A 19,070-nucleotide genomic window follows, 5' to 3' on the forward strand; every position below is an offset into this window, starting at 1 on the left:
ATTCCCGCCCGACAGGCGGCGAAGGAGATGATTCACGTGTCCGCTGCGCCCGTGCTGGCGTTGCGCTCGGTCTCCAAGCGGTTCGGCGCCGTCCAGGCGCTCACGGACGTCACGCTGGAGATCGAAGCCGGTGAGGTGGTCGCCCTGGTCGGCGACAACGGCGCCGGCAAGTCGACCCTCGTCAAGACCATCGCCGGGGTCCACCCCATCGACGAAGGCACCATCGAGTGGGAGGGGCGCGCGGTCCGCATCAACCGGCCGCACGATGCCCAGGAGCTCGGCGTCGCCACCGTCTACCAGGACCTCGCGCTCTGCGACAACCTCGATGTCGTCGCCAACCTCTTCCTCGGCAGCGAGCTGCGCCGCGCCTCCGTGCTGGACGAGATCGCCATGGAGAAGCGCGCCAAGGAGCTGCTGGACACCCTGTCCATCCGCATCCCCAGCGTCCGCATCCCCGTCGCGGCGCTCTCCGGCGGCCAGCGCCAGGTCGTCGCCATCGCCCGCGCGCTGATCGGCGACCCCAAGGTCGTCATCCTCGACGAGCCGACCGCGGCGCTCGGCGTCGAGCAGACCGCACAGGTCCTCGACCTCGTCGAGCGGCTCCGCGAGCGCGGCCACGGCGTGATCCTGATCAGCCACAACATGGCCGACGTACAGGCCGTCGCGGACCGCGTCGCGGTGCTGCGCCTCGGCCGCAACAACGGCGTCTTCCCCGTGGCGGACACCTCCCACGAAGAGATCATCGCCGCGATCACCGGCGCCTCGGACAATGCCGTCACGCGCCGCAAGGCCCGTACGGACCAGGTCAAGAAGGAGCAGGGCGCGTCATGAGCAGCGACCTCACCAAGAGCGCGGCGGGCGCCCCGGCGGAGCAGCCCGTCGAGAAGGGCGCCGTCCCGGCCGCGGCCGTCGACCCCCGCCTGCTCGTCCGCGAGCAGGGCTTCAAGGGGTACTGGACCGACTTCACCCGGCGGATGCGCGGCGGTGAGCTGGGCTCGCTCCCGGTCGTCCTCGGCCTGATCGTCATCGCGGTCATCTTCCAGCTGCAGACCAGCAGCTTCCTGTCCGCCGGCTCGCTCGCGAACATCGGCATCTACACCTCCGGCCTCGGCATCATGGCCGTCGGCATCGTCTTCGTCCTGCTGCTGGGCGAGATCGACCTCTCGGTCGGCTCGGTGGCGGGCGTCGGCGCCGCGGTCTGGGCGGTCCTCAGCGTGACGAACGGGCTGAACGACTGGCTGTCCGTACTGATCGCCATCGGCTGCGGTCTGCTGATCGGCGCGCTGCACGGCTTCTTCTTCGCCAAGATCGGCGTGCCTGCCTTCGTGGTCACGCTCGCCGGCTTCCTCGGCTGGAGCGGCCTGCAGATCTGGATGATGGGCAAGGAAGGCTCCATCAACACGCCGGACGAGAGCGTGGTCGCCTACCTCACGGGCTACTACTTCGAGGACAAGGCGGCGGCGTACGGGCTGGCGCTGATCGCGGTCCTGGCGTACGCGGGCTCGCTGCTGCTGGACACCAGGCGGCGCAAGGCCGCCGGGCTGCCCTCGCGGCCGCTGAGCGAGGTGGGGCTGCGCACCGCCGCGGTCGCGGTGATCGCCTTCGTCGTCGCGTACGTGCTCAACGAGCCGGCCGGGGCGCGCGGCCTGCCGCTGGCGCTCGTGCTCTTCCTGGCCGTCCTGGTCATCGCCGACTTCGTGGTCCGCCGCACGACCTACGGCCGGCAGATCTTCGCGGTCGGCGGCAACGCGGAGGCCGCGCGCCGGGCCGGTATCAACGTCGACAAGATCCGGATCACGGTCTTCGCGATCTCCGGGATGCTCGCGGCCTTCGGCGGGCTCTTCATCGCCAGCCTCTCCGGCGGCGCCACGAAGAACCTCGGCGCGGGCAACACGCTGATGAACGTGATCGCCGCCGCGGTCATCGGCGGCACCAGCCTCTTCGGCGGCCGCGGCAAGATCTGGTCGGCGCTGCTGGGCATGCTGGTCATCCAGTCCATCCAGCAGGGCCTGAACCTGCTGGGCATGGCCAGCGAGATCCAGTACATGATCACCGGCGCGGTGCTGCTGGCCGCCGTCGTGATCGACTCGGTCTCCCGGCGCACCCAGAAAACGGCCGGCCGCACGTAACAGCTCTGCCACGGAAGACCTGACACGCGCGGGCCGCCGCACGGCCCCCGCCCGGTTCCCTCCGGGTGGGGGCCATATGCGTGACATTCGTCGCACGGCCCGGGCGCAGCGGCAGCGCGCGGAACATTAGACTCGTCTGATCGGCAAGCTCGATCAGCTCGGACCGGTAGTGAAGGTCCGAATACAGCTCGACGCACAAGGAGGCACGGGTGGCGCTGCTGACCCGTATCAGGGGACCGCGCGATCTGGACCGGCTCGGACCGGAGCAGCTCGAGCAGCTCGCGGCGGAGATCCGGACGTTCCTCGTCGACGCAGTCTCCAAGACCGGCGGACACCTCGGCCCGAACCTCGGCGTGGTCGAGCTGACCATCGCCCTGCACCGCGTCTTCCACTCGCCCCAGGACAAGGTCCTCTTCGACACCGGACACCAGTCCTATGTCCACAAGCTGCTGACCGGCCGCCAGGACTTCTCGAAGCTGCGCGCCAAGGGCGGCCTGTCCGGCTACCCCTCGCGCGCCGAGTCCGCGCACGACGTCATCGAGAACAGCCACGCCTCCACGGTGCTCGGCTGGGCCGACGGGCTGGCCAAGGCCAACCAGGTGCGCGGCAAGGACGACCACGTCGTCGCGGTGATCGGCGACGGCGCGCTCACCGGCGGCATGGCCTGGGAGGCGCTGAACAACATCGCGGTCGCCAAGGACCGCCCGCTGGTCATCGTCGTCAACGACAACGAGCGCTCGTACTCGCCGACCATCGGCGGCCTGGCCGACCACCTCGCCACCCTCCGCACCACCGACGGTTACGAGCGCTTCCTCGCCCGTGGCAAGGAGATCCTGGACCGCACCCCGGTCGTCGGGAAGCCGGTCTACGACGCGCTGCACGGCGCCAAGAAGGGCCTGAAGGACCTCGTCGCCCCGCAGGGCATGTTCGAGGACCTCGGCCTGAAGTACGTCGGCCCGATCGACGGCCACGACATGGAGGCGCTGGAGTCCGCGCTGCAGCGCGCCAAGCGCTTCGGCGGCCCGGTCATCGTGCACTGCCTGACCGAGAAGGGCCGCGGCTACAAGCCCGCCGAGCAGGACGAGGCGGACCGGTTCCACGGCATCGGCGTCATCCACCCCGACACCGGTCTGCCGGTGTCGTCCGGCGGCGCCGACTGGACCTCGGTGTTCGGCGAGGAGATGGTCGAGCTCGGCCGCGAGCGCAAGGACATCGTCGCGATCACCGCGGCGATGCTGCAGCCGGTCGGCCTGAAGAAGTTCGCCGAGGCGTTCCCCGACCGGATCTACGACGTGGGCATCGCCGAGCAGCACGGCGCGGTCTCCGCCGCGGGCCTGGCGACCGGCGGGCTGCACCCGGTCTTCGCGCTGTACGCGACGTTCCTCAACCGCGCCTTCGACCAGGTCCTGATGGACGTGGCGCTGCACAAGTGCGGCGTCACCTTCGTCCTGGACCGCTCCGGCGTCACCGGCACCGACGGCGCCTCGCACAACGGCATGTGGGACATGTCCCTGCTGCAGGTCGTCCCCGGCCTGCGGATCGCCGCGCCGCGCGACGCCGACCAGGTGCGCGCTCAGCTGCGCGAGGCCGTCGAGGTCGATGACGCGCCGACCGTGGTGCGCTACTCGAAGGGCGCGGTCGGCCCGGCCGTCGAGGCGGTCGGCCGGATCGGCGGCATGGACGTGCTGCGCGCACCTGCGAAGGACGTCAAGAAGCCCGACGTGCTGCTGGTCTCCGTCGGCGCGCTCGCCCCGATGTGCCTGGAGATCGCCGACCTGCTGGACAAGCAGGGCATCTCCACGACCGTCGTCGACCCGCGCTGGGTCAAGCCGGTCGACGCGGCCCTGCCGGGCCTGGCCGACCGCCACCGCGTCGTGGTCACGGTCGAGGACAACATCCGCTCCGGCGGCGTCGGCTCCGCGGTCGCGCAGGCGCTGCGGGACGCGGGCGTGGACGTGCCGCTGCGCGACTTCGGCATCCCCGAGAAGTTCCTCGACCACGCGTCGCGCAAGGAGATCCTGGCCGAGATCGGCCTCACCGCGCCGGACATCGCCCGCCAGGTCACCGGCCTGGTCGCGAAGATCGACGGCCGCTACGAGGACACCGCGGACACCGAGGACGCGGCGGCCGCCGAGCCGGCCCAGGTCGCTCAGGACTGATCGGTCCGACGCCGCAGGGACCGGTCCGCACTCCTCCGGGTGCGGGCCGGTCCCTCCGCATATCGAGTGATCTGTGGCGCCTTCGGGCACGCCGTCAGCGACTGTTCCCCGCTTTTGCCGAGACTCGGTCAGTTGGGGATTCATAGACGGTCGCCCGGAGGTTCGCCCATGAGCAGTTCGTTGCCGGAGCAGGAGGGCCGTCGCCGCGGCCTCTTCCGTACCAAGACGGTCGAGGAGTCGATCCGCGACACCGAGGAGCCCGAGCACGCGCTCAAGAAGTCCCTGTCCGCGCTGGATCTGACGGTCTTCGGCGTCGGGGTGATCATCGGCACCGGCATCTTCGTCCTCACCGGCAAGATCGCCAAGGAGACGGCGGGCCCGGCGGTCGCCCTCTCCTTCATCGTCGCCGGTGTGGTCTGCGCGCTGGCCGCCCTCTGCTACGCCGAGTTCGCCTCCACCGTCCCGGTCGCCGGCTCCGCGTACACGTTCTCCTACGCCTCGCTGGGCGAATTCCCGGCCTGGATCATCGGCTGGGACCTGGTCCTGGAGCTGGCGCTGGCCTGTGCGGTGGTGTCCGTGGGCTGGTCCGGTTACATCCGCTCGCTGCTGGACTCCGCGGGCGTACAGCTGCCGGCGGGCCTCTCCGGTACCCACGAAGGGCAGTTCGGGTTCGACCTGCTGGCCTGCATCCTCGTGCTCGTCCTGACGGCCATTCTGGTCGCGGGCATGAAGCTGTCCTCGCGGGTGACCGCGGTGGTCGTGGGCGTCAAGGTCACGGTCGTACTGATCGTCATCGCGGTCGGCGCGTTCTTCATCAACGGCTCGAACTACGAGCCGTTCGTGCCGGAGTCCGTGCCCAGCGAGGGCGGCAGCGGCTGGCAGGCGCCGCTGGTCCAGCTGATGTTCGGCTTCACTCCGGCGAGCTTCGGGGTGATGGGCGTCTTCGCGGCCGCCGCCGTGGTCTTCTTCGCCTTCATCGGCTTCGACATCGTCGCCACGGCCGCCGAGGAGGCCCGCAATCCGCAGCGTGACGTGCCGCGCGGCATCCTCGGCTCGCTGATCATCTGCACGATCCTCTACGTCGCCGTGTCCATCGTCGTCACCGGCATGCAGAAGTACAGCAGGCTCTCCACGGACGCGCCGCTCGCCGACGCCTTCAAGGACGTCGGACACCCCTTCTGGGCCGGTCTGATCAGCTTCGGCGCGGCCGTCGGCCTCACCTCCGTCAGCATGATCCTGCTGCTCGGCCAGAGCCGGGTCTTCTTCGCGATGAGCCGCGACGGACTGCTGCCCCGGGTCTTCTCCACGGTCCACCCGCGCTTCGGTACGCCCTACCGGTCCACGGTCGCGCTCGGCGTGGTGGTCGCCGTGGTGGCGGGTTTCACGTCCATCGACGTGCTGGCCGAGCTGGTCAACATCGGCACCCTGTTCGCCTTCGTCGTGGTCGCCCTGGGCGTGATCATTCTGCGCCGTACCCGCCCCGACCTGCCGCGTACGTTCCGTACCCCGCTGGTGCCGCTGGTCCCGGTCCTGTCGGTCATGGCGTCCCTGTGGCTGATGATCAATCTGACGGCGGAGACCTGGCTGCGGTTCGCCATCTGGATGGCCGTCGGGCTCGCCTTCTACTTCGTGTACGGGCGGTCGCACAGCCGCATGGGGCGCCGCGACTGACGACCCCTCATCTGCCGTACGTCCGGCCGCCACCGGTGCCGGCCGGGCGTACGGAACGGGGGCCCGCGACCCGGGCGCCCAGGGCCTCCACCCGCGCCCGCAGCCCCCGGTCGGCCGTCACGACCACACACGGCCGCCCCTCGGGCCGGGCCTCGACCAGTTCGACGATGCGGTCGTCGCCGCTGCCGTCGGCCGACTCGACCCGTACGCCGTCGACGCTCGCCACCCCGCGCGCCGCGCCCTCCACGACGAGCACCAGCTCCACCGGCGGATCCGCGAGGCCGGGCAGTCCGCTCTCGCCGTACGCCACGAGGGCGTCGCGCAGCCGCTCGGCCGCGCCCCGCCGGTCGTGCCACCAGCCGTCGGGCACGGAGCCGACGACATTGGCGCCGTCGACGATGAGGGTGGTAGTCGCTGTCATGCGTTCATCGTGGCACCTCACGGACCCCATGGAGATCGCTCTCCAGAAATCGACAACCCAGGGTTGACGCTCAAGCATCGTCAACCTACCGTTGACGCATGGCAGATTCCGTGGAACCCGTACGCAGCACGCACCCGGTGCGCCTCGACGACTTGATCGACGCCATCAAGAAGGTGCACACCGACGCCCTCGACCAGCTCACCGACGCGGTCCTCGCCGCCGACCACCTCGGCGACGTGGCGGACCACCTGATCGGCCACTTCGTGGACCAGGCGCGCCGCTCCGGCGCGTCCTGGACGGAGATCGGCAAGAGCATGGGCGTCACCAAGCAGGCGGCCCAGAAGCGCTTCGTCCCGAAGGGCCCCGCGACCTCCGACCTCGACCCGAACGAGGGCTTCGGCCGCTTCACGCCGCGCGCCCGCAATGTCGTCGTCACCTCTCAGAACGAGGCCAAGGCGGCAGGCCACGTCGAAATCCGGACCGGTCACCTGATCCTCGGCCTCCTCGCCGAACCGGAGGGGCTCGCGATGAAGGCGATCGCCGCCCAGGGCAGCACGCCCGAGGCCCTGCGCGAGGCCGCCACCGCCGCCCTGCCCCCGGCAACGGACGGTGACGTCCCCGCCCTCATCCCCTTCGACGCCGCCGCCAAGAAGGCCCTCGAACTGACCTTCCGCGAGGCCCTGCGCCTCGGCCACAACTACATCGGCACCGAACACCTCCTGCTCGCCCTCCTGGAACAGGAGGACGGCGACGGCGTACTGACCGGCCTCGGCCTCACCAAGCAGGCCACCGAGGAATGGGTGACCGAGGCCCTGGAAGCCCTCATGGCGGCACACCACAAGGAGTGACGAGCCGTCATGCCGGAGCGGAGCCGCGGCGCGCGAGGCGGCTGTAGGCTGCGCCGATGCCGATACTTGGACGGTTACGGGGGCGGCGCCGCTCCGCGCGGGTACTGCTCGTCGACGGCGGCGGCCGGGTGCTCCTCTTCCGGTCGCTCCGGGAGCCGGGGCGGCCGGCGGCCGGGTACTGCTGGTTCACGCCCGGCGGGGGAGTGCACCGCTGGGAGCGCACGGCGCGGGCCGCGGCGCGCGAACTGGCCGAGGAGACCGGCCTGTCGGTGCCGCACACGGAGCTGACCGGGCCGGTGGCCCGCACGGCCGGATACGCGGACCTCGGGTGGAAGCAGGGCTGGTTCTCGGACGTCTTCTACCTGTGCCGGGTGGCCCGGCACGACGTGGACACCGGCGGCTTCGAGGCCCATGAGCGGGCCACCATCGTGGACCACCGGTGGTGGACGGCCGGGGAGCTGACGGCTCCGGAGGAGGAGGTCTACCCGTACGGCCTCGCCGGCCTCCTCACGGACATCCTGGCGGACCGTGTGCCCGCGAAGCCCGTACGCCTGCCCTGGCACCACTGAACGGCGCCCGGGACCGTCACGGCCGCCCTCGGCTCACTGAGGCTCACTGATGCCGCACCGGAGGGCAGTAGCCGGTCTCCTCGCCGATGGTGTCGATCTCGGCGTTGGGCCGCGGGTCGCCCGCGTAGTTGATCTGGTCCGTGCAGCTCACGTCGGGCTTCTTGGGGGTGCCCGACGGGGTGCCGGCCTTCTCCGGGGCCGGGCAGTGGCCGGTGTCCGCGCCGATGGTGTTGATCTCGGCGTTGGACCTCGGGTCGCCCGTGTAGTCGAGCTGGTCCGTGCAGCGTGCGTCGGACTTCGTGGCGGCGGCCGACGGCGTGCCCTCGGTGGCGCTGCGGGAGGTCTTGTCCGTGGCGGTGGGGGACTGCGTGGCGTGCGCGGAGGGGGACGAGGCCGAGGCAGAGGGGGCGGACGAGGCGTCGGTGCCGCTCTCCTGGCAGGCGGTGAGCCCGAGCGCGGCGACGGCGATCACCATGGCGGCGGCGGCCCTGCGGGCGTGGCGGTGGGCGGTGCGGTGCAACATGATCGTCCCCGTTCTCTGTTCTCGTGTGGTGTTCCGGTGCGTGAGAACAAAGGTGTCGGGCGCTGCTGTTGATCCACCGCCGTACGGCTAACGTCTCGCTAACGCCCCCGTCGGGCAGGCCGGTGCGGCCGCGCACACAGAACTGCCCCGGCACCACTGAGGGATGGTGCCGGGGCAGTTCGCCCGTGGGGGGCGTGTGCGGCCGCGTTACGCGGGCACGCTCGCGACGCCCGGGGCCAGGAACTTCTTGCCGTTCACGCGCTCGGAGACGCCCGCGCGGTCCAGGTACGGCGTGATGCCGCCCAGGTGGAAGGGCCAGCCGGCGCCGGTGATCAGGCACAGGTCGATGTCCTGCGCCTCGGCGACGACACCCTCGTCCAGCATCAGGCCGATCTCCTGCGCGACGGCGTCCAGGACGCGGTCGCGGGTCTGCTCCTCGGTGAGGACGGTGTCGCCCTGCTGGAGGAGCGCCGCGACCTCCGGGTCCAGCTCGGGCGCGCCCGAGTCGTACACGTAGAAGCCGCGCTTGCCGGCGTCCACGACGGCCTTGAGGTTCGGCGAGACCTTGAAGCGCTCCGGGAAGGCGCGGTTCAGCGTCTCCGAGACGTGCAGGCCGATCGCCGGGCCGACCAGCTCCAGCAGGACCAGCGGCGACATCGGCAGGCCGAGCGGTTCGACCGCCTTCTCGGCGACGGCGACCGGGGTGCCCTCGTCGATGACGTTCTGGATCTCGCCCATGAAGCGGGTCAGGATGCGGTTCACGACGAAGGCGGGCGCGTCCTTGCACAGGACGGCCGTCTTCTTCAGCGACTTGGCGACCGAGAAGGCGGTGGCCAGCGACGCGTCATCGGTCTGCTCGCCGCGCACGATCTCCAGCAGCGGCAGGATCGCGACCGGGTTGAAGAAGTGGAAGCCCACGACCCGCTCGGGGTGCTTGAGCTTCGACGCCATCTCCGAGACGGAGAGCGAGGAGGTGTTGGTGGCGAGGATGGCGTGCGCCGGGGCGACCGCCTCCACCTCCGCGAACACCTGCTGCTTGACGCCCATCTCCTCGAACACGGCCTCGATGACGAAGTCCGCGTCCGCGAAGCCGTCCGCCTTGTCCAGGACGCCGGTGACCAGGCCCTTGAGGCGGTTCGCCTTGTCCTGGTTGACGCGGCCCTTCAGCAGCAGCTTGTCGATCTCGCCGTGGACGTACTCCACGCCCTTGTCGATCCGCGCCTGGTCGATGTCGGTCAGTACGACCGGCACCTCCAGGCGGCGCGCGAAGAGCAGCGCCAGCTGAGAGGCCATCAGACCGGCGCCGACGACGCCGACCTTGGTGACCGGGCGGGCCAGCTTCTTGTCCGGCGCACCGGCCGGGCGCTTGGCGCGCTTCTGCACCAGGTTGAACGCGTAGATGCCGCTGCGCAGTTCGCCGCCCATGATCAGGTCCGCGAGGGCCTGGTCCTCGGCGTCGAAGCCCTGGCGCAGGTCGCCGTTCTTGGCCTTGGCGATGATGTCCAGCGCGCGGTACGCGGCCGGAGCGGCGCCGTGCACCTTGCCGTCGGCGATGGCCTTGCCGCGCGCCACGGCCTGGTCCCAGGCGTCGCCGCGGTCCAGCTCGGCCCGTACGACCTCGGTGTCGCCCTTGAGGACGGACGCGGTCCAGATCAGCGACTGCTCCAGGAAGTCCGCGCCCTCGAAGAGCGCGTCGGCGATCCCGAGGTCGTAGACCTGCTGGCCCTTGAGCTGCTTGTTCTGGTTGAGCGAGTTCTCGATGATCACGCTCACGGCACGGTCCGCGCCGATCAGGTTCGGCAGCAGCACGCAGCCGCCCCAGCCGGGCACCAGGCCGAGGAAGACCTCGGGCAGCGAGAAGGCCGGGACGGCCTTCGACACGGTCCGGTAGCTGCAGTGCAGACCGACCTCGACGCCGCCGCCCATGGCCGCGCCGTTGTAGTACGCGAAGGTCGGCACGGCGAGCGCGGACAGCCGCTTGAAGACGTCGTGGCCGCCCTTGCCGATGGCGAGCGCGTCCTCGTGCTTCTTCAGCAGCTCGACGCCCTTGAGGTCGGCGCCGACGGCGAAGATGAACGGCTTGCCGGTGATGCCGACGCCGACGATCTCGCCGTCCGCGGCCTCCTTCTCGACCTGGTCGATGGCGACGTTGAGGTTCGCCAGCGACTGCGGCCCGAAGGTGGTCGGCTTGGTGTGGTCCAGGCCGTTGTCCAGCGTGATGAGCGCGAACTTGCCGGCGCCCTGCGGGAGGTCGAGGTGGCGGACGTGCGCCTGGGTCACGACCTCGTCGGGGAAGAGCTCGGCCGCGCCCTTCAGAAGCTCTGCGGTAGTAGTCACTTGTTCCCCTCGAAGTGCGGGTTCTCCCAGATCACGGTGCCACCCATGCCGAAGCCGACACACATGGTGGTGATGCCGTAGCGGACGTGCGGCTGCTCCTCGAACTGCCGCGCCAGCTGCGTCATCAGACGCACACCGGAGGAGGCCAGCGGGTGGCCGAACGCGATGGCGCCGCCGTACTGGTTGACGCGCGGGTCGTCGTCGGCGATGCCGTAGTGGTCCAGCAGCGACAGCACCTGGACGGCGAACGCCTCATTGATCTCGAAGAGACCGATGTCGTCAATGGTCAGACCGGCCTTGGCCAGCGCCTTCTCGGTCGCCGGGACCGGGCCGATGCCCATGACCTCCGGCTCGACACCCGCGAACGCGTAGTCCACCAGGCGCATCTTGACCGGCAGGCCCAGCTCGCGCGCCACGTCCTCGGCGGCGATCAGCGAGGCGGTGGCACCGTCGTTCAGACCGGCGGCGTTACCGGCGGTGACGCGACCGTGCGGGCGGAACGGCGTCTTCAGGCTCGCCAGGTTCTCCAGCGTGGTGCCCGGACGCATCGGCTCGTCGGCCGTGGCCAGGCCCCAACCGGTCTCGCCGGCCTCGGCGTTGGTGCGGCGGACCGAGACGGGCACCAGGTCGGCCTGGATCTTCCCGTCCGCGTACGCCTTGGCCGCCTTCTCCTGGCTGCGCACGGCGTACTCGTCGGCGCGCTGCTTGGTGATGTGCGGCAGGCGGTCGTGCAGGTTCTCCGCCGTCATGCCCATGAACAGGGCGGACTGGTCGACCAGCTTCTCGCTGACGAACCGCGGGTTCGGGTCGACGCCCTCGCCCATGGGGTGGCGGCCCATGTGCTCGACGCCGCCGGCCACGGCGATGTCGTACGCGCCGAAGGACACGCCGCCCGCGATCGACGTGACGGCGGTCATCGCACCCGCACACATCCGGTCGATCGAGAAGCCGGGTACGGACTGCGGCAGACCGGCCAGAATTCCGGCGGTCCGGCCCAGGGTCAGGCCCTGGTCGCCGATCTGGGTCGTCGCGGCGAGCGCGACCTCGTCGACACGGGCCGGATCCAGATCCGGGTTGCGGCGCAGCAGCTCCCGGATGCACTTGACGACCAGGTCGTCGGCGCGGGTCTCGTGGTAGATGCCCTTCGGGCCCGCCTTGCCGAACGGGGTGCGGACGCCGTCGACGAAGACGACGTCCCTAGCGGTACGAGGCACGTTGGCTCTCCTCCAGGTGCGGGGTGGCACTGCTGCGGGGCGCACTCATGGCGCGCTGCCCACCGTCATGCTACTTGCGGGTAACCAACCTGCCCACCCCCCTCGGCCGGAGCGGCGAACGTCACATTCACCTGCTGTTGCTCGGGAGGCGTCCTGGGGCTTCCCGCGATCCGGGTGGCTTCGGCCGGTCTTCGCTGCGTCGCGGACGTAAGGGGACGTACCGCCCCTACTCTGCCCCCATGGATACGAAGCGAAGCGGAACGCTCGCGTACGGGAATCGCGTAGCGCGGCTGCGCGCGGCCGGTCTGCTGTGTGCCGTGGCGGTGGCGGGTGCCCTGGTCACCGGCTGCGGCGACGACAACGGCGGGGGCGGTGGCGGCTCCGCGTCCCCGAAGGCGTCCGAAGGCGGCAAGTCCGCCGTCGCCTCTCCGACCGCGAGCGGCAAGCTCACCGAGGACCAGACCGAGCGCAAGGCCCTCATTCCGAAGGCGAAGATCACCTACGACAAGGCACTGTCGGCCGCCACCGGCGCGGTCTCCGGCTCCAAGCCGGTCTCGGCCGAGCTGAAGCGCGGGACGGGCGGCAAGCCGGTGTGGGAGACCGAGGTCGCCACCACCGACGGCACCAAGAGCATGGTCACCGTCGACGCGGTCTCCGGGAAGGCGGCCAAGCCCCGGACCGACAGCGACGAGGACGCCGACGACAAGACGAAGCTCGCCGCCTGGCTGAAGAAGGCCAAGGTCACCGCCCAGCAGGCGGCCCAGGTGGCCACGGACAAGAAGCAGGGCACGGTCAGCTCGATCGAGCTGGACGACAACGACCAGGGCAAGGAAATCTGGTCCGTCGACGTCGTCACCAAGAGCGACTGGAACAAGACGACGTACGACATCGACGCGGCCGACAAGAAGGTGCTCCGCACCCACGTCGACCGCGACTGAAGTACGTCCCGGACGGGCTGGTGTTTCCAGCCCGTCCGGCAGAATCCGGCCCGTCCGGCGTTCGAGGACAAAGACGCCCGCAGGCGTCAGCCCGCAGACGAGGTGCTGAGCGCGCCCACCAGCAACGGCGTCACCAGCTCGACCTGCCAAGGCCGAGCACCGTACCCGGCCAGCGCCTCGGAAACCGCCGACGAAGTCGGCACCGGCGGCTCCCAGCAGACCCTGCGCACCGTGTCCGGCGTGATCAGATTCTCCTGCGGCAGGTTCAGCTCCTCGGCGAGCGCCGTCACCGCCGTACGGGCCGCGGTCAGCCGCGCCGCGGCCGCCGGGTCCTTGTCGGCCCAGGCGCGCGGCGGCGGGGGACCGTTCAGCGGCTGGCCCGGCTGCGGCAGCTCGGACTCGGGCAGCGCCCGCGCCCGGTCGATCGCCGCCTGCCACTGCTCCAGCTGCCGGCGGCCCATGCGGTGGCCGAAGCCGGGCAGCGCGGCGAGCACGTGCGCGTTCGGCGGGAGGTTCAGCGCGGCCTCCACGATCGCCGCGTCCCCCAGCACCTTGCCCGGCGAGACGTCGCGCTTCTGCGCGACTCGGTCGCGGGCCGTCCACAGCTCCCGTACGACCGCCATCTGCCGCCGTCGCCGCACCTTGTGCATGCCGGACGTGCGGCGCCAGGGATCCTTGCGGGGCGGCGCCGGCGGGGCAGCGGCGATCGCCGCGAACTCCTGCCGGGCCCAGTCCAGCTTCCCCTGCCGGTCCAGCTCCGCCTCCAGCGCGTCCCGCAGGTCGACCAGCAGCTCCACGTCCAGCGCCGCGTACCGGAGCCAGGGCTCGGGCAGCGGGCGGGTGGACCAGTCCACCGCGGAGTGGCCCTTCTCCAGCGCGTAGCCGAGGACGTTCTCCACCATCGCGCCGAGGCCGACGCGGGCGAAGCCGGCCAGCCGGCCGGCCAGCTCGGTGTCGAAGAGCGAGGCGGGGAGCATCCCTATGTCACGCAGGCAGGGCAGATCCTGGGTCGCCGCGTGCAGTACCCACTCGGCGTCGGCGATGGCCGCGCCCAGCGCGCTCAGATCGGGGCAGGCGACCGGGTCGATCAGGACGCTGCCGGCCCCTTCGCGGCGCAGCTGTACCAGGTAGGCGCGCTGGCCGTAGCGGTACCCGGAGGCCCGCTCGGCGTCCACGGCGACCGGGCCGCTGCCCGCGGCGAAGGCCGCGACGACCTGCGCAAGGTCCTCGTCGGTCGCGGTCACTGGCGGGATGCCCTCGCGGGGTTCGAGAAGCGGAACCGGCGCCGGCCGGGGGTCTTCCGTTGCGTCCCCGGGGGTTCGCAGTGTCGAGTCTTCTGCGGTCTTTTGGGCGTCGGTCACCAGTCAAGGGTATCGGTGTATGCACCACGTCCGCCGAGGGAACGTTCCCTCGACGGACGCTGTGCGTATGTAAAGGCTCGATGAGCGGGGCGGGCGGGCGGCCGGGCGGCCTCAGCGGGCGGTCCCGGTACTCGGTGCATGTTCCCGGTTGCTCAGTGGATGATCCCGGTGCGCAGCGCGACGGCGACCATGCCGGCCCGGTCGCCCGTGCCGAGCTTGCGGGCGATGCGGGCGAGGTGGCTCTTGACCGTGAGGGCCGAGAGTCCCATCGAGACACCGATGGCCTTGTTCGACTGGCCTTCGGCGACCAGTCTCAGCACCTCGACCTCGCGCCCCGAGAGCTCGCGGTAGCCGCCGGGGTGACCGGGGGCGCCGGGCGGGCGGCGGTGCATGCGGGCCGCGCCCGCGCCGATGGGGGCGGCGCCTGGGCGGCCGGGGAGGCCGAGGTTGGTGCGGGTGCCGGTGACGACGTAGCCCTTGACGCCGCCGGCGAGAGCGTTGCGTACCGCGCCGATGTCGTCGGCGGCGGAGAGTGCGAGGCCGTTGGGCCAGCCCGCCGCCCGGGTCTCGGACAGCAGGGTGAGGCCGGAGCCGTCGGGAAGGTGGACGTCGGCCACGCAGATGTCGCGCGGGTTGCCGACGCGGGGGCGGGCCTCCGCGATGGACGACGCCTCGATCACGTCACGTACTCCGAGGGCCCACAGGTGGCGGGTGACGGTGGAGCGGACGCGCGGGTCGGCCACGACGACCATGGCCGTCGGCTTGTTCGGGCGGTAGGCGACCAGGCTCGAAGGTTGCTCGAGGAGAACAGACACCGGGCCTCCTGGGGAGTGGCGGGGACGGAAGCCGGCTTCAGGGGAGTGAGCCGGAGTGCTCCCGTGTTTGAAGGGTCATAGACCTCTTCGGCAGTAATCCGGCCGGACTTTAGAGTTTGATCACGATTTAGTTTGGGCAATTCGGGCAAATCGGATGGGTGATCGAGGTGGGGGACAGCACGCGTACGCCGCGCGGGCCGCCCCCTGGGGGGCGGCCCGCGCGGCGTTTGGAGTCCCTGTCTCCCCGCGTGATCAGCGCAGCTGCGGTCCCCGGCGCTGCGGCAGCGGCACCACGCCGCCCCGCCCCGCCGGCTCCACCGGCGCCGGCGGCAGCCCCGCCACCTGGCACAGCAGATCGCACCAGGCCGTCAGGTGCGCCCCGATGTCGCGCACCCCGTGCTGTCCCTCGGCCGGCGTCCAGGAAGCCCGCAGTTCGAGCTGGGTGTCCGGCGGCCGGTCGCCGATGCCGCCGAAGTAGTACGAGCCCGCGCGCGTGACCGTGCCGCTCGGCTCGCCGTACGGCACGCCGCGCGCCTCCAGCGCGCCGGTCAGCCAGGACCAGCACACGTCCGGCAGCAGCGGGTCGGTGGCCAGCTCCGGCTCCAGCTCCGCGCGGGCCAGCGTCACCACGCGGAAAGTGCCGTGCCACGCGTCGTGCCCTGCCGGGTCGTGCAGCAGTACCAGCCGCCCGTCGGCCAGATCCGTATCGCCCTCCGAGTCCCGCTCGACCACCGTTGCCTCCAGCGCGTGCGCGAACGGCGCGAGCCGTTTGGGCGCGGGCATCGGCGCGATCTCGATCTCGGATCGCAGCCGGGCCGCATGGAGGGCCTCGACCGCCTGACGGAAGGCGATCGGGGTCTCGTCCGCGCTGTCCGCGAGGTGTTCCTGAGCCGCTGCCATGCTGGGAAGGTTAGGCGCAATGCCGTGTTCATATGCGGAGGACACCCGGTGGGCGGGTCGCCCGTTCGGAGGTGTCCCACGGCACGTGCGAAGATTCGGTACGTGAGTGCCGACGACGTTCCCCGCGCTCTTCACTCCGACCGAGCATCCGACCGAGCAGGGGAGACCCCGATGACGGGCCAGCAGCCGACCGCCTCCTTCGCACCGGAGAGCACGCGGGAGTCCGCGTTCCTCAAGGCGTGCCGCCGGGAGCCGGTCCCGCACACGCCGGTGTGGTTCATGCGCCAGGCCGGGCGCTCACTGCCGGAGTACCGCAAGGTCCGCGAGGGCATCGCGATGCTCGACTCCTGCATGCGGCCCGAGCTGGTCACCGAGATCACGCTGCAGCCCGTACGCCGGCACAACGTGGACGCCGCGATCTACTTCAGCGACATCGTCGTCCCGCTGAAGGCCATCGGCATCGACCTGGACATCAAGCCCGGCGTCGGCCCGGTCGTCGAGCGGCCGATCCGGACCCGCGCCGACCTGGAGCAGCTGCGCGACCTCACGCCCGAGGACGTCTCGTACGTCTCCGAGGCGGTCCGCATGCTCGTCGGCGAGCTGGGCTCCACCCCGCTCATCGGCTTCGCGGGCGCGCCCTTCACCCTCGCCAGCTACCTCGTCGAGGGCGGCCCGTCCCGCAACCACGAGCACACCAAGGCGCTCATGTACGGCGACCCGCAGCTCTGGGCCGACCTGCTGGACCGCCTCGCCGAGATCACCGCGGCCTTCCTGAAGGTGCAGATCGAGGCCGGCGCCAGCGCCGTGCAGCTCTTCGACTCCTGGGTGGGCGCGCTCGCCCCGGCCGACTACCGCCGCTCGGTCATGCCGGCCTCCGCGAAGGTCTTCGAGGCGGTCGCGGGGTACGGCGTACCGCGTATCCACTTCGGCGTCGGCACGGGTGAGCTGCTCGGCCTGATGGGCGAGGCGGGTGCGGACGTCGTGGGCGCCGACTGGCGGGTGCCGCTGGACGAGGCCGCGCGCCGGGTCGGCCCCGGCAAGGCGATCCAGGGCAACATCGACCCGGCCGTGCTCTTCGCCCCGCGCGAGGCCGTGGAGACCAAGGCCCGCGAGGTACTGGACGCCGCCGCCGGGCTGGAGGGCCACATCTTCAACCTCGGCCACGGCGTGCTCCCGAACACCGACCCGGAGGCGCTGACCCGCCTCGTCGAGTACGTCCACGAGCAGACGGCGCGCTGAGGCGCGGCGGGACGTCCGCCGCACGGCGGGCGCCCCGGCTCCTCTACTGCGGCGCGGCGTCCGCCCGTACCGCCTGGACGGCCTTGCGCGCCGCCACCAGCACCGGGTCCCACACCGGTGAGAACGGCGGCGCGTACCCCAGGTCCAGCGCCGTCATCTGTTCGACCGTCATCTTGGCCGTCAGCGCCACCGCCGCGATGTCCACCCGCTTCGCCGCGCCCTCCCGGCCGACGATCTGCATGCCCAGCAGCCGCCCCGAGAGCCGCTCGGCGAGCATCTTCACGGTCATCGGCGCGGAGTTCGGGAAGTACCCCACCCGGCTCGTCGACTCGATCGTGACGGTCACGTACTGAAGCCCCACGGCCTGCGCGTCCTTCTCGCGCAGCCCGGTACGGGCGATCTCCAGGTCGCAGACCTTGCTGACGGCCGTGCCGACCACGCCGGGGAAGGTCGCGTAACCGCCGCCCACGCCCGAGCCGATGACCTGGCCGTGCTTGTTGGCGTGCGTGCCGAGCGCGATGTGCCGGTCCCGCCCGGAGACCAGGTCCAGCACCTCCACGCAGTCGCCGCCCGCCCAGATGTCCTCGTACCCGCGCACCCGCATCGCGAGGTCGGTCAGAATCCCGCCGGACGCGCCCAGCGGCAGCCCGGCCGCCTCGGCGAGCGTCGTCTCCGGCCGTACGCCGAGCCCCAGCACCACCACGTCCGCCGGGTACTCCTTCTCCGGCGTCACCACCCCGCAGGCCCGGCCGTCGTCCCCGGTGCGGATCTCCGTCACCTCGGCACCGTTGACCATCTCGATGCCGAGTCCCGTCATCGCGTCGTGCACCAGACAGCCCATGTCCGGGTCCAGCGTCGACATCGGCTCCGCGCCGCGATTGACGACCGTCACCTCGTACCCGCGCTGGATCAGCGCCTCGGCCATCTCCACGCCGATGTACCCGGCGCCCACCACGACCGCGCGCCGCCCCTCGGTACGGGCCAGCGTGTCCAGCAGCGCCTGCCCGTCATCGAGGGTCTGCACGCCGTGCACGCCCGGCGCGTCGATGCCCGGCAGCGGCGGCCGCACCGGCCTCGCGCCGGTCGCGAGCACGAGCTTGTCGTACGCCGTCCACTCCTCCGCGCCGGTTTCGAGGTCGTGCGACCGCACCCGCCGCTTCTCGACATCGATCTCCGTGACCTCCGTCCGCATCCGCAGGTCGATGTCCCGCTCCCGGTGCTGCGCGGCCGTCCGCGCGATCAGCGCGTCCCGCTCGTCCACCACCCCGCCCACCCAGTACGGAATGCCGCAGGCCGAGTACGACGTGAAGTGCCCGCGCTCGAACGCGACGATCTCCAGCTCCTCGGGCGTACGCAGCCTGCGGGCCTGGGACGCGGCGGACATCCCCGTCGCGTCCCCGCCGACGACCACCAGTCGCTCCGGTCGCTCAGCCATGGCCGGCTCCCTTCTCGCTCCGCGGACGCACCCGCGCCCGGCACCGGAAAGGCTACGACCCGCGGCCCCCGCCACCCGGCGTCCGCGCCGCTGTCACGCCTGTGTCACAGCACTGTGTCCGGTGTTGGCAGAGATGTCCCTGGGTTGCAAAGATGTCTCGGCAAACAAGCGGTCCAGCCCGGCAGGGGGAGCCTGATGAAGTTCGACATGGGAGCGCAGACGCTGTCGACGTTGCAGTCGAAGTCGCGTGGGTCGAGTGAGGACCTGGGGACGCTGATCCGGCAGCTGGTGGATGCCGCGGCGCCGTTGGAGGGGAAGTTCAACGGTTCGGGCAAGGCGGCGTTCGATCAGTTCAAGGCGCGGTCGGACGAGATCGCGGCGTCGCTGCAGAGTTCCCTGTCGGGGATTCTGGGCGGTCAGTCGGGGATGGATTCGGCGTTCAGCTCCGGTGAGCAGGAGCACGGGGACAACGCGCGGCAGCAGATGTCGGCGGCCAATTTCGACGCGGCGC

General features: G+C 71.2%; 17 protein-coding genes. 9 read left to right on the forward strand and 8 right to left on the reverse strand.

The window, feature by feature from the left end; translation table 11 throughout:
- The first annotated feature begins 27 nt into the window (after window positions 1-27).
- The 4 genes from CCS38_RS25125 (at window position 28) to CCS38_RS25140 (ending at window position 5,959) form a co-directional block, all read left to right on the forward strand.
- On the forward strand, window positions 28-831 hold the full coding sequence (locus CCS38_RS25125) for an ATP-binding cassette domain-containing protein (RefSeq protein ID WP_223735582.1): 804 nt from the start codon (window positions 28-30) through the stop codon (window positions 829-831).
- Window positions 828-2,129 (forward strand): sugar ABC transporter permease, encoded by a 1,302-nt coding sequence (locus CCS38_RS25130; protein ID WP_223735583.1) that lies wholly within the window; start codon window positions 828-830, stop codon window positions 2,127-2,129. The genes CCS38_RS25125 and CCS38_RS25130 overlap by 4 nt, the downstream gene beginning before the upstream one ends.
- 209 nt (window positions 2,130-2,338) lie before the next feature.
- A complete protein-coding gene (gene dxs / locus CCS38_RS25135; protein ID WP_223735584.1) occupies window positions 2,339-4,288 on the forward strand; it encodes a 1-deoxy-D-xylulose-5-phosphate synthase in 1,950 nt (649 codons plus the stop codon).
- 168 nt (window positions 4,289-4,456) lie between these two features.
- On the forward strand, window positions 4,457-5,959 hold the full coding sequence (locus tag CCS38_RS25140) for an amino acid permease (RefSeq protein ID WP_223735585.1): 1,503 nt from the start codon (window positions 4,457-4,459) through the stop codon (window positions 5,957-5,959).
- Between the two features lie 7 nt (window positions 5,960-5,966).
- On the opposite strand, the gene CCS38_RS25145 is transcribed toward CCS38_RS25140, so the two are convergent.
- Window positions 5,967-6,380, reverse strand: a complete 414-nt coding sequence (locus CCS38_RS25145; protein ID WP_223735586.1) for a PIN domain-containing protein — start codon at window positions 6,378-6,380, stop codon at window positions 5,967-5,969.
- 98 nt (window positions 6,381-6,478) lie between these two features.
- On the opposite strand from CCS38_RS25145, the gene CCS38_RS25150 reads away from it, so the two are divergent.
- Window positions 6,479-7,228, forward strand: a complete 750-nt coding sequence (locus tag CCS38_RS25150) for a Clp protease N-terminal domain-containing protein (protein ID WP_223735587.1) — start codon at window positions 6,479-6,481, stop codon at window positions 7,226-7,228.
- A 56-nt stretch (window positions 7,229-7,284) separates the two neighbouring features.
- Window positions 7,285-7,797: an NUDIX domain-containing protein gene (locus CCS38_RS25155; RefSeq protein WP_223735588.1), complete on the forward strand. Its 513-nt coding sequence runs from the start codon at window positions 7,285-7,287 to the stop codon at window positions 7,795-7,797.
- A gap of 43 nt (window positions 7,798-7,840) precedes the next feature.
- Here CCS38_RS25155 and CCS38_RS25160 read toward each other — a convergent pair whose 3' ends face one another.
- The 3 genes from CCS38_RS25160 to CCS38_RS25170 all read right to left on the reverse strand — a co-directional run bounded on the left by CCS38_RS25160 (window position 7,841) and on the right by CCS38_RS25170 (window position 11,871).
- A complete protein-coding gene (locus CCS38_RS25160; protein WP_223735589.1) occupies window positions 7,841-8,320 on the reverse strand; it encodes a hypothetical protein in 480 nt (159 codons plus the stop codon).
- 207 nt (window positions 8,321-8,527) lie between these two features.
- On the reverse strand, window positions 8,528-10,657 hold the full coding sequence (locus tag CCS38_RS25165) for a 3-hydroxyacyl-CoA dehydrogenase NAD-binding domain-containing protein (RefSeq protein ID WP_223735590.1): 2,130 nt from the start codon (window positions 10,655-10,657) through the stop codon (window positions 8,528-8,530).
- Entirely contained in the window at window positions 10,654-11,871 is a 1,218-nt protein-coding gene (locus tag CCS38_RS25170) for a thiolase family protein (protein ID WP_223735591.1), read from the reverse strand. Before CCS38_RS25170 ends, CCS38_RS25165 begins: the two co-directional genes overlap by 4 nt.
- Window positions 11,872-12,110: 239 nt before the next feature.
- Between CCS38_RS25170 and CCS38_RS25175 the strand changes: the two genes are divergently transcribed.
- Window positions 12,111-12,809: a PepSY domain-containing protein gene (locus tag CCS38_RS25175; RefSeq protein ID WP_223735592.1), complete on the forward strand. Its 699-nt coding sequence runs from the start codon at window positions 12,111-12,113 to the stop codon at window positions 12,807-12,809.
- Between the two features lie 86 nt (window positions 12,810-12,895).
- Here CCS38_RS25175 and CCS38_RS25180 read toward each other — a convergent pair whose 3' ends face one another.
- From CCS38_RS25180 to CCS38_RS25190, 3 genes are all read right to left on the reverse strand, one after another.
- On the reverse strand, window positions 12,896-14,170 hold the full coding sequence (locus tag CCS38_RS25180; RefSeq protein WP_223735593.1) for a ribonuclease D: 1,275 nt from the start codon (window positions 14,168-14,170) through the stop codon (window positions 12,896-12,898).
- 152 nt (window positions 14,171-14,322) lie between these two features.
- Entirely contained in the window at window positions 14,323-14,985 is a 663-nt protein-coding gene (locus CCS38_RS25185; RefSeq protein WP_223735594.1) for a response regulator transcription factor, read from the reverse strand.
- A gap of 252 nt (window positions 14,986-15,237) precedes the next feature.
- A complete protein-coding gene (locus tag CCS38_RS25190; RefSeq protein ID WP_223735595.1) occupies window positions 15,238-15,885 on the reverse strand; it encodes a DUF3000 domain-containing protein in 648 nt (215 codons plus the stop codon).
- Between the two features lie 171 nt (window positions 15,886-16,056).
- On the opposite strand from CCS38_RS25190, the gene hemE reads away from it, so the two are divergent.
- On the forward strand, window positions 16,057-17,124 hold the full coding sequence (hemE, locus tag CCS38_RS25195) for a uroporphyrinogen decarboxylase (protein ID WP_223735596.1): 1,068 nt from the start codon (window positions 16,057-16,059) through the stop codon (window positions 17,122-17,124).
- 43 nt (window positions 17,125-17,167) lie between these two features.
- On the opposite strand, the gene CCS38_RS25200 is transcribed toward hemE, so the two are convergent.
- The gene (locus tag CCS38_RS25200) at window positions 17,168-18,559 is read right to left on the reverse strand and encodes an FAD-dependent oxidoreductase (protein ID WP_223735597.1); all 1,392 of its coding nucleotides are present in this window, start codon (window positions 18,557-18,559) and stop codon (window positions 17,168-17,170) included.
- A 195-nt stretch (window positions 18,560-18,754) separates the two neighbouring features.
- Between CCS38_RS25200 and CCS38_RS25205 the strand changes: the two genes are divergently transcribed.
- The coding region (locus CCS38_RS25205) for a hypothetical protein (RefSeq protein WP_223735598.1) at window positions 18,755-19,070 on the forward strand (316 nt) is incomplete at its 3' end.

The organism is Streptomyces purpurogeneiscleroticus, from assembly GCF_020024005.1.
Taxonomy (GTDB): domain Bacteria; phylum Actinomycetota; class Actinomycetes; order Streptomycetales; family Streptomycetaceae; genus Streptomyces; species Streptomyces purpurogeneiscleroticus.

What these genes read in the sequence shown, in the direction of transcription:
- CCS38_RS25125 (WP_223735582.1), top strand. Translation starts at nt 28, where the DNA reads ATGATTCACGTGTCCGCTGCGCCCGTGCTGGCGTTGCGCTCGGTCTCC.
- CCS38_RS25130 (WP_223735583.1), top strand. Translation starts at nt 828, where the DNA reads ATGAGCAGCGACCTCACCAAGAGCGCGGCGGGCGCCCCGGCGGAGCAG.
- CCS38_RS25140 (WP_223735585.1), top strand. Translation starts at nt 4,457, where the DNA reads ATGAGCAGTTCGTTGCCGGAGCAGGAGGGCCGTCGCCGCGGCCTCTTC.
- CCS38_RS25145 (WP_223735586.1), bottom strand. Translation starts at nt 6,380, where the DNA reads ATGACAGCGACTACCACCCTCATCGTCGACGGCGCCAATGTCGTCGGC.
- CCS38_RS25150 (WP_223735587.1), top strand. Translation starts at nt 6,479, where the DNA reads ATGGCAGATTCCGTGGAACCCGTACGCAGCACGCACCCGGTGCGCCTC.
- CCS38_RS25155 (WP_223735588.1), top strand. Translation starts at nt 7,285, where the DNA reads ATGCCGATACTTGGACGGTTACGGGGGCGGCGCCGCTCCGCGCGGGTA.
- CCS38_RS25160 (WP_223735589.1), bottom strand. Translation starts at nt 8,320, where the DNA reads ATGTTGCACCGCACCGCCCACCGCCACGCCCGCAGGGCCGCCGCCGCC.
- CCS38_RS25175 (WP_223735592.1), top strand. Translation starts at nt 12,111, where the DNA reads ATGGATACGAAGCGAAGCGGAACGCTCGCGTACGGGAATCGCGTAGCG.
- CCS38_RS25190 (WP_223735595.1), bottom strand. Translation starts at nt 15,885, where the DNA reads ATGGCAGCGGCTCAGGAACACCTCGCGGACAGCGCGGACGAGACCCCG.
- hemE (WP_223735596.1), top strand. Translation starts at nt 16,057, where the DNA reads ATGACGGGCCAGCAGCCGACCGCCTCCTTCGCACCGGAGAGCACGCGG.
- CCS38_RS25200 (WP_223735597.1), bottom strand. Translation starts at nt 18,559, where the DNA reads ATGGCTGAGCGACCGGAGCGACTGGTGGTCGTCGGCGGGGACGCGACG.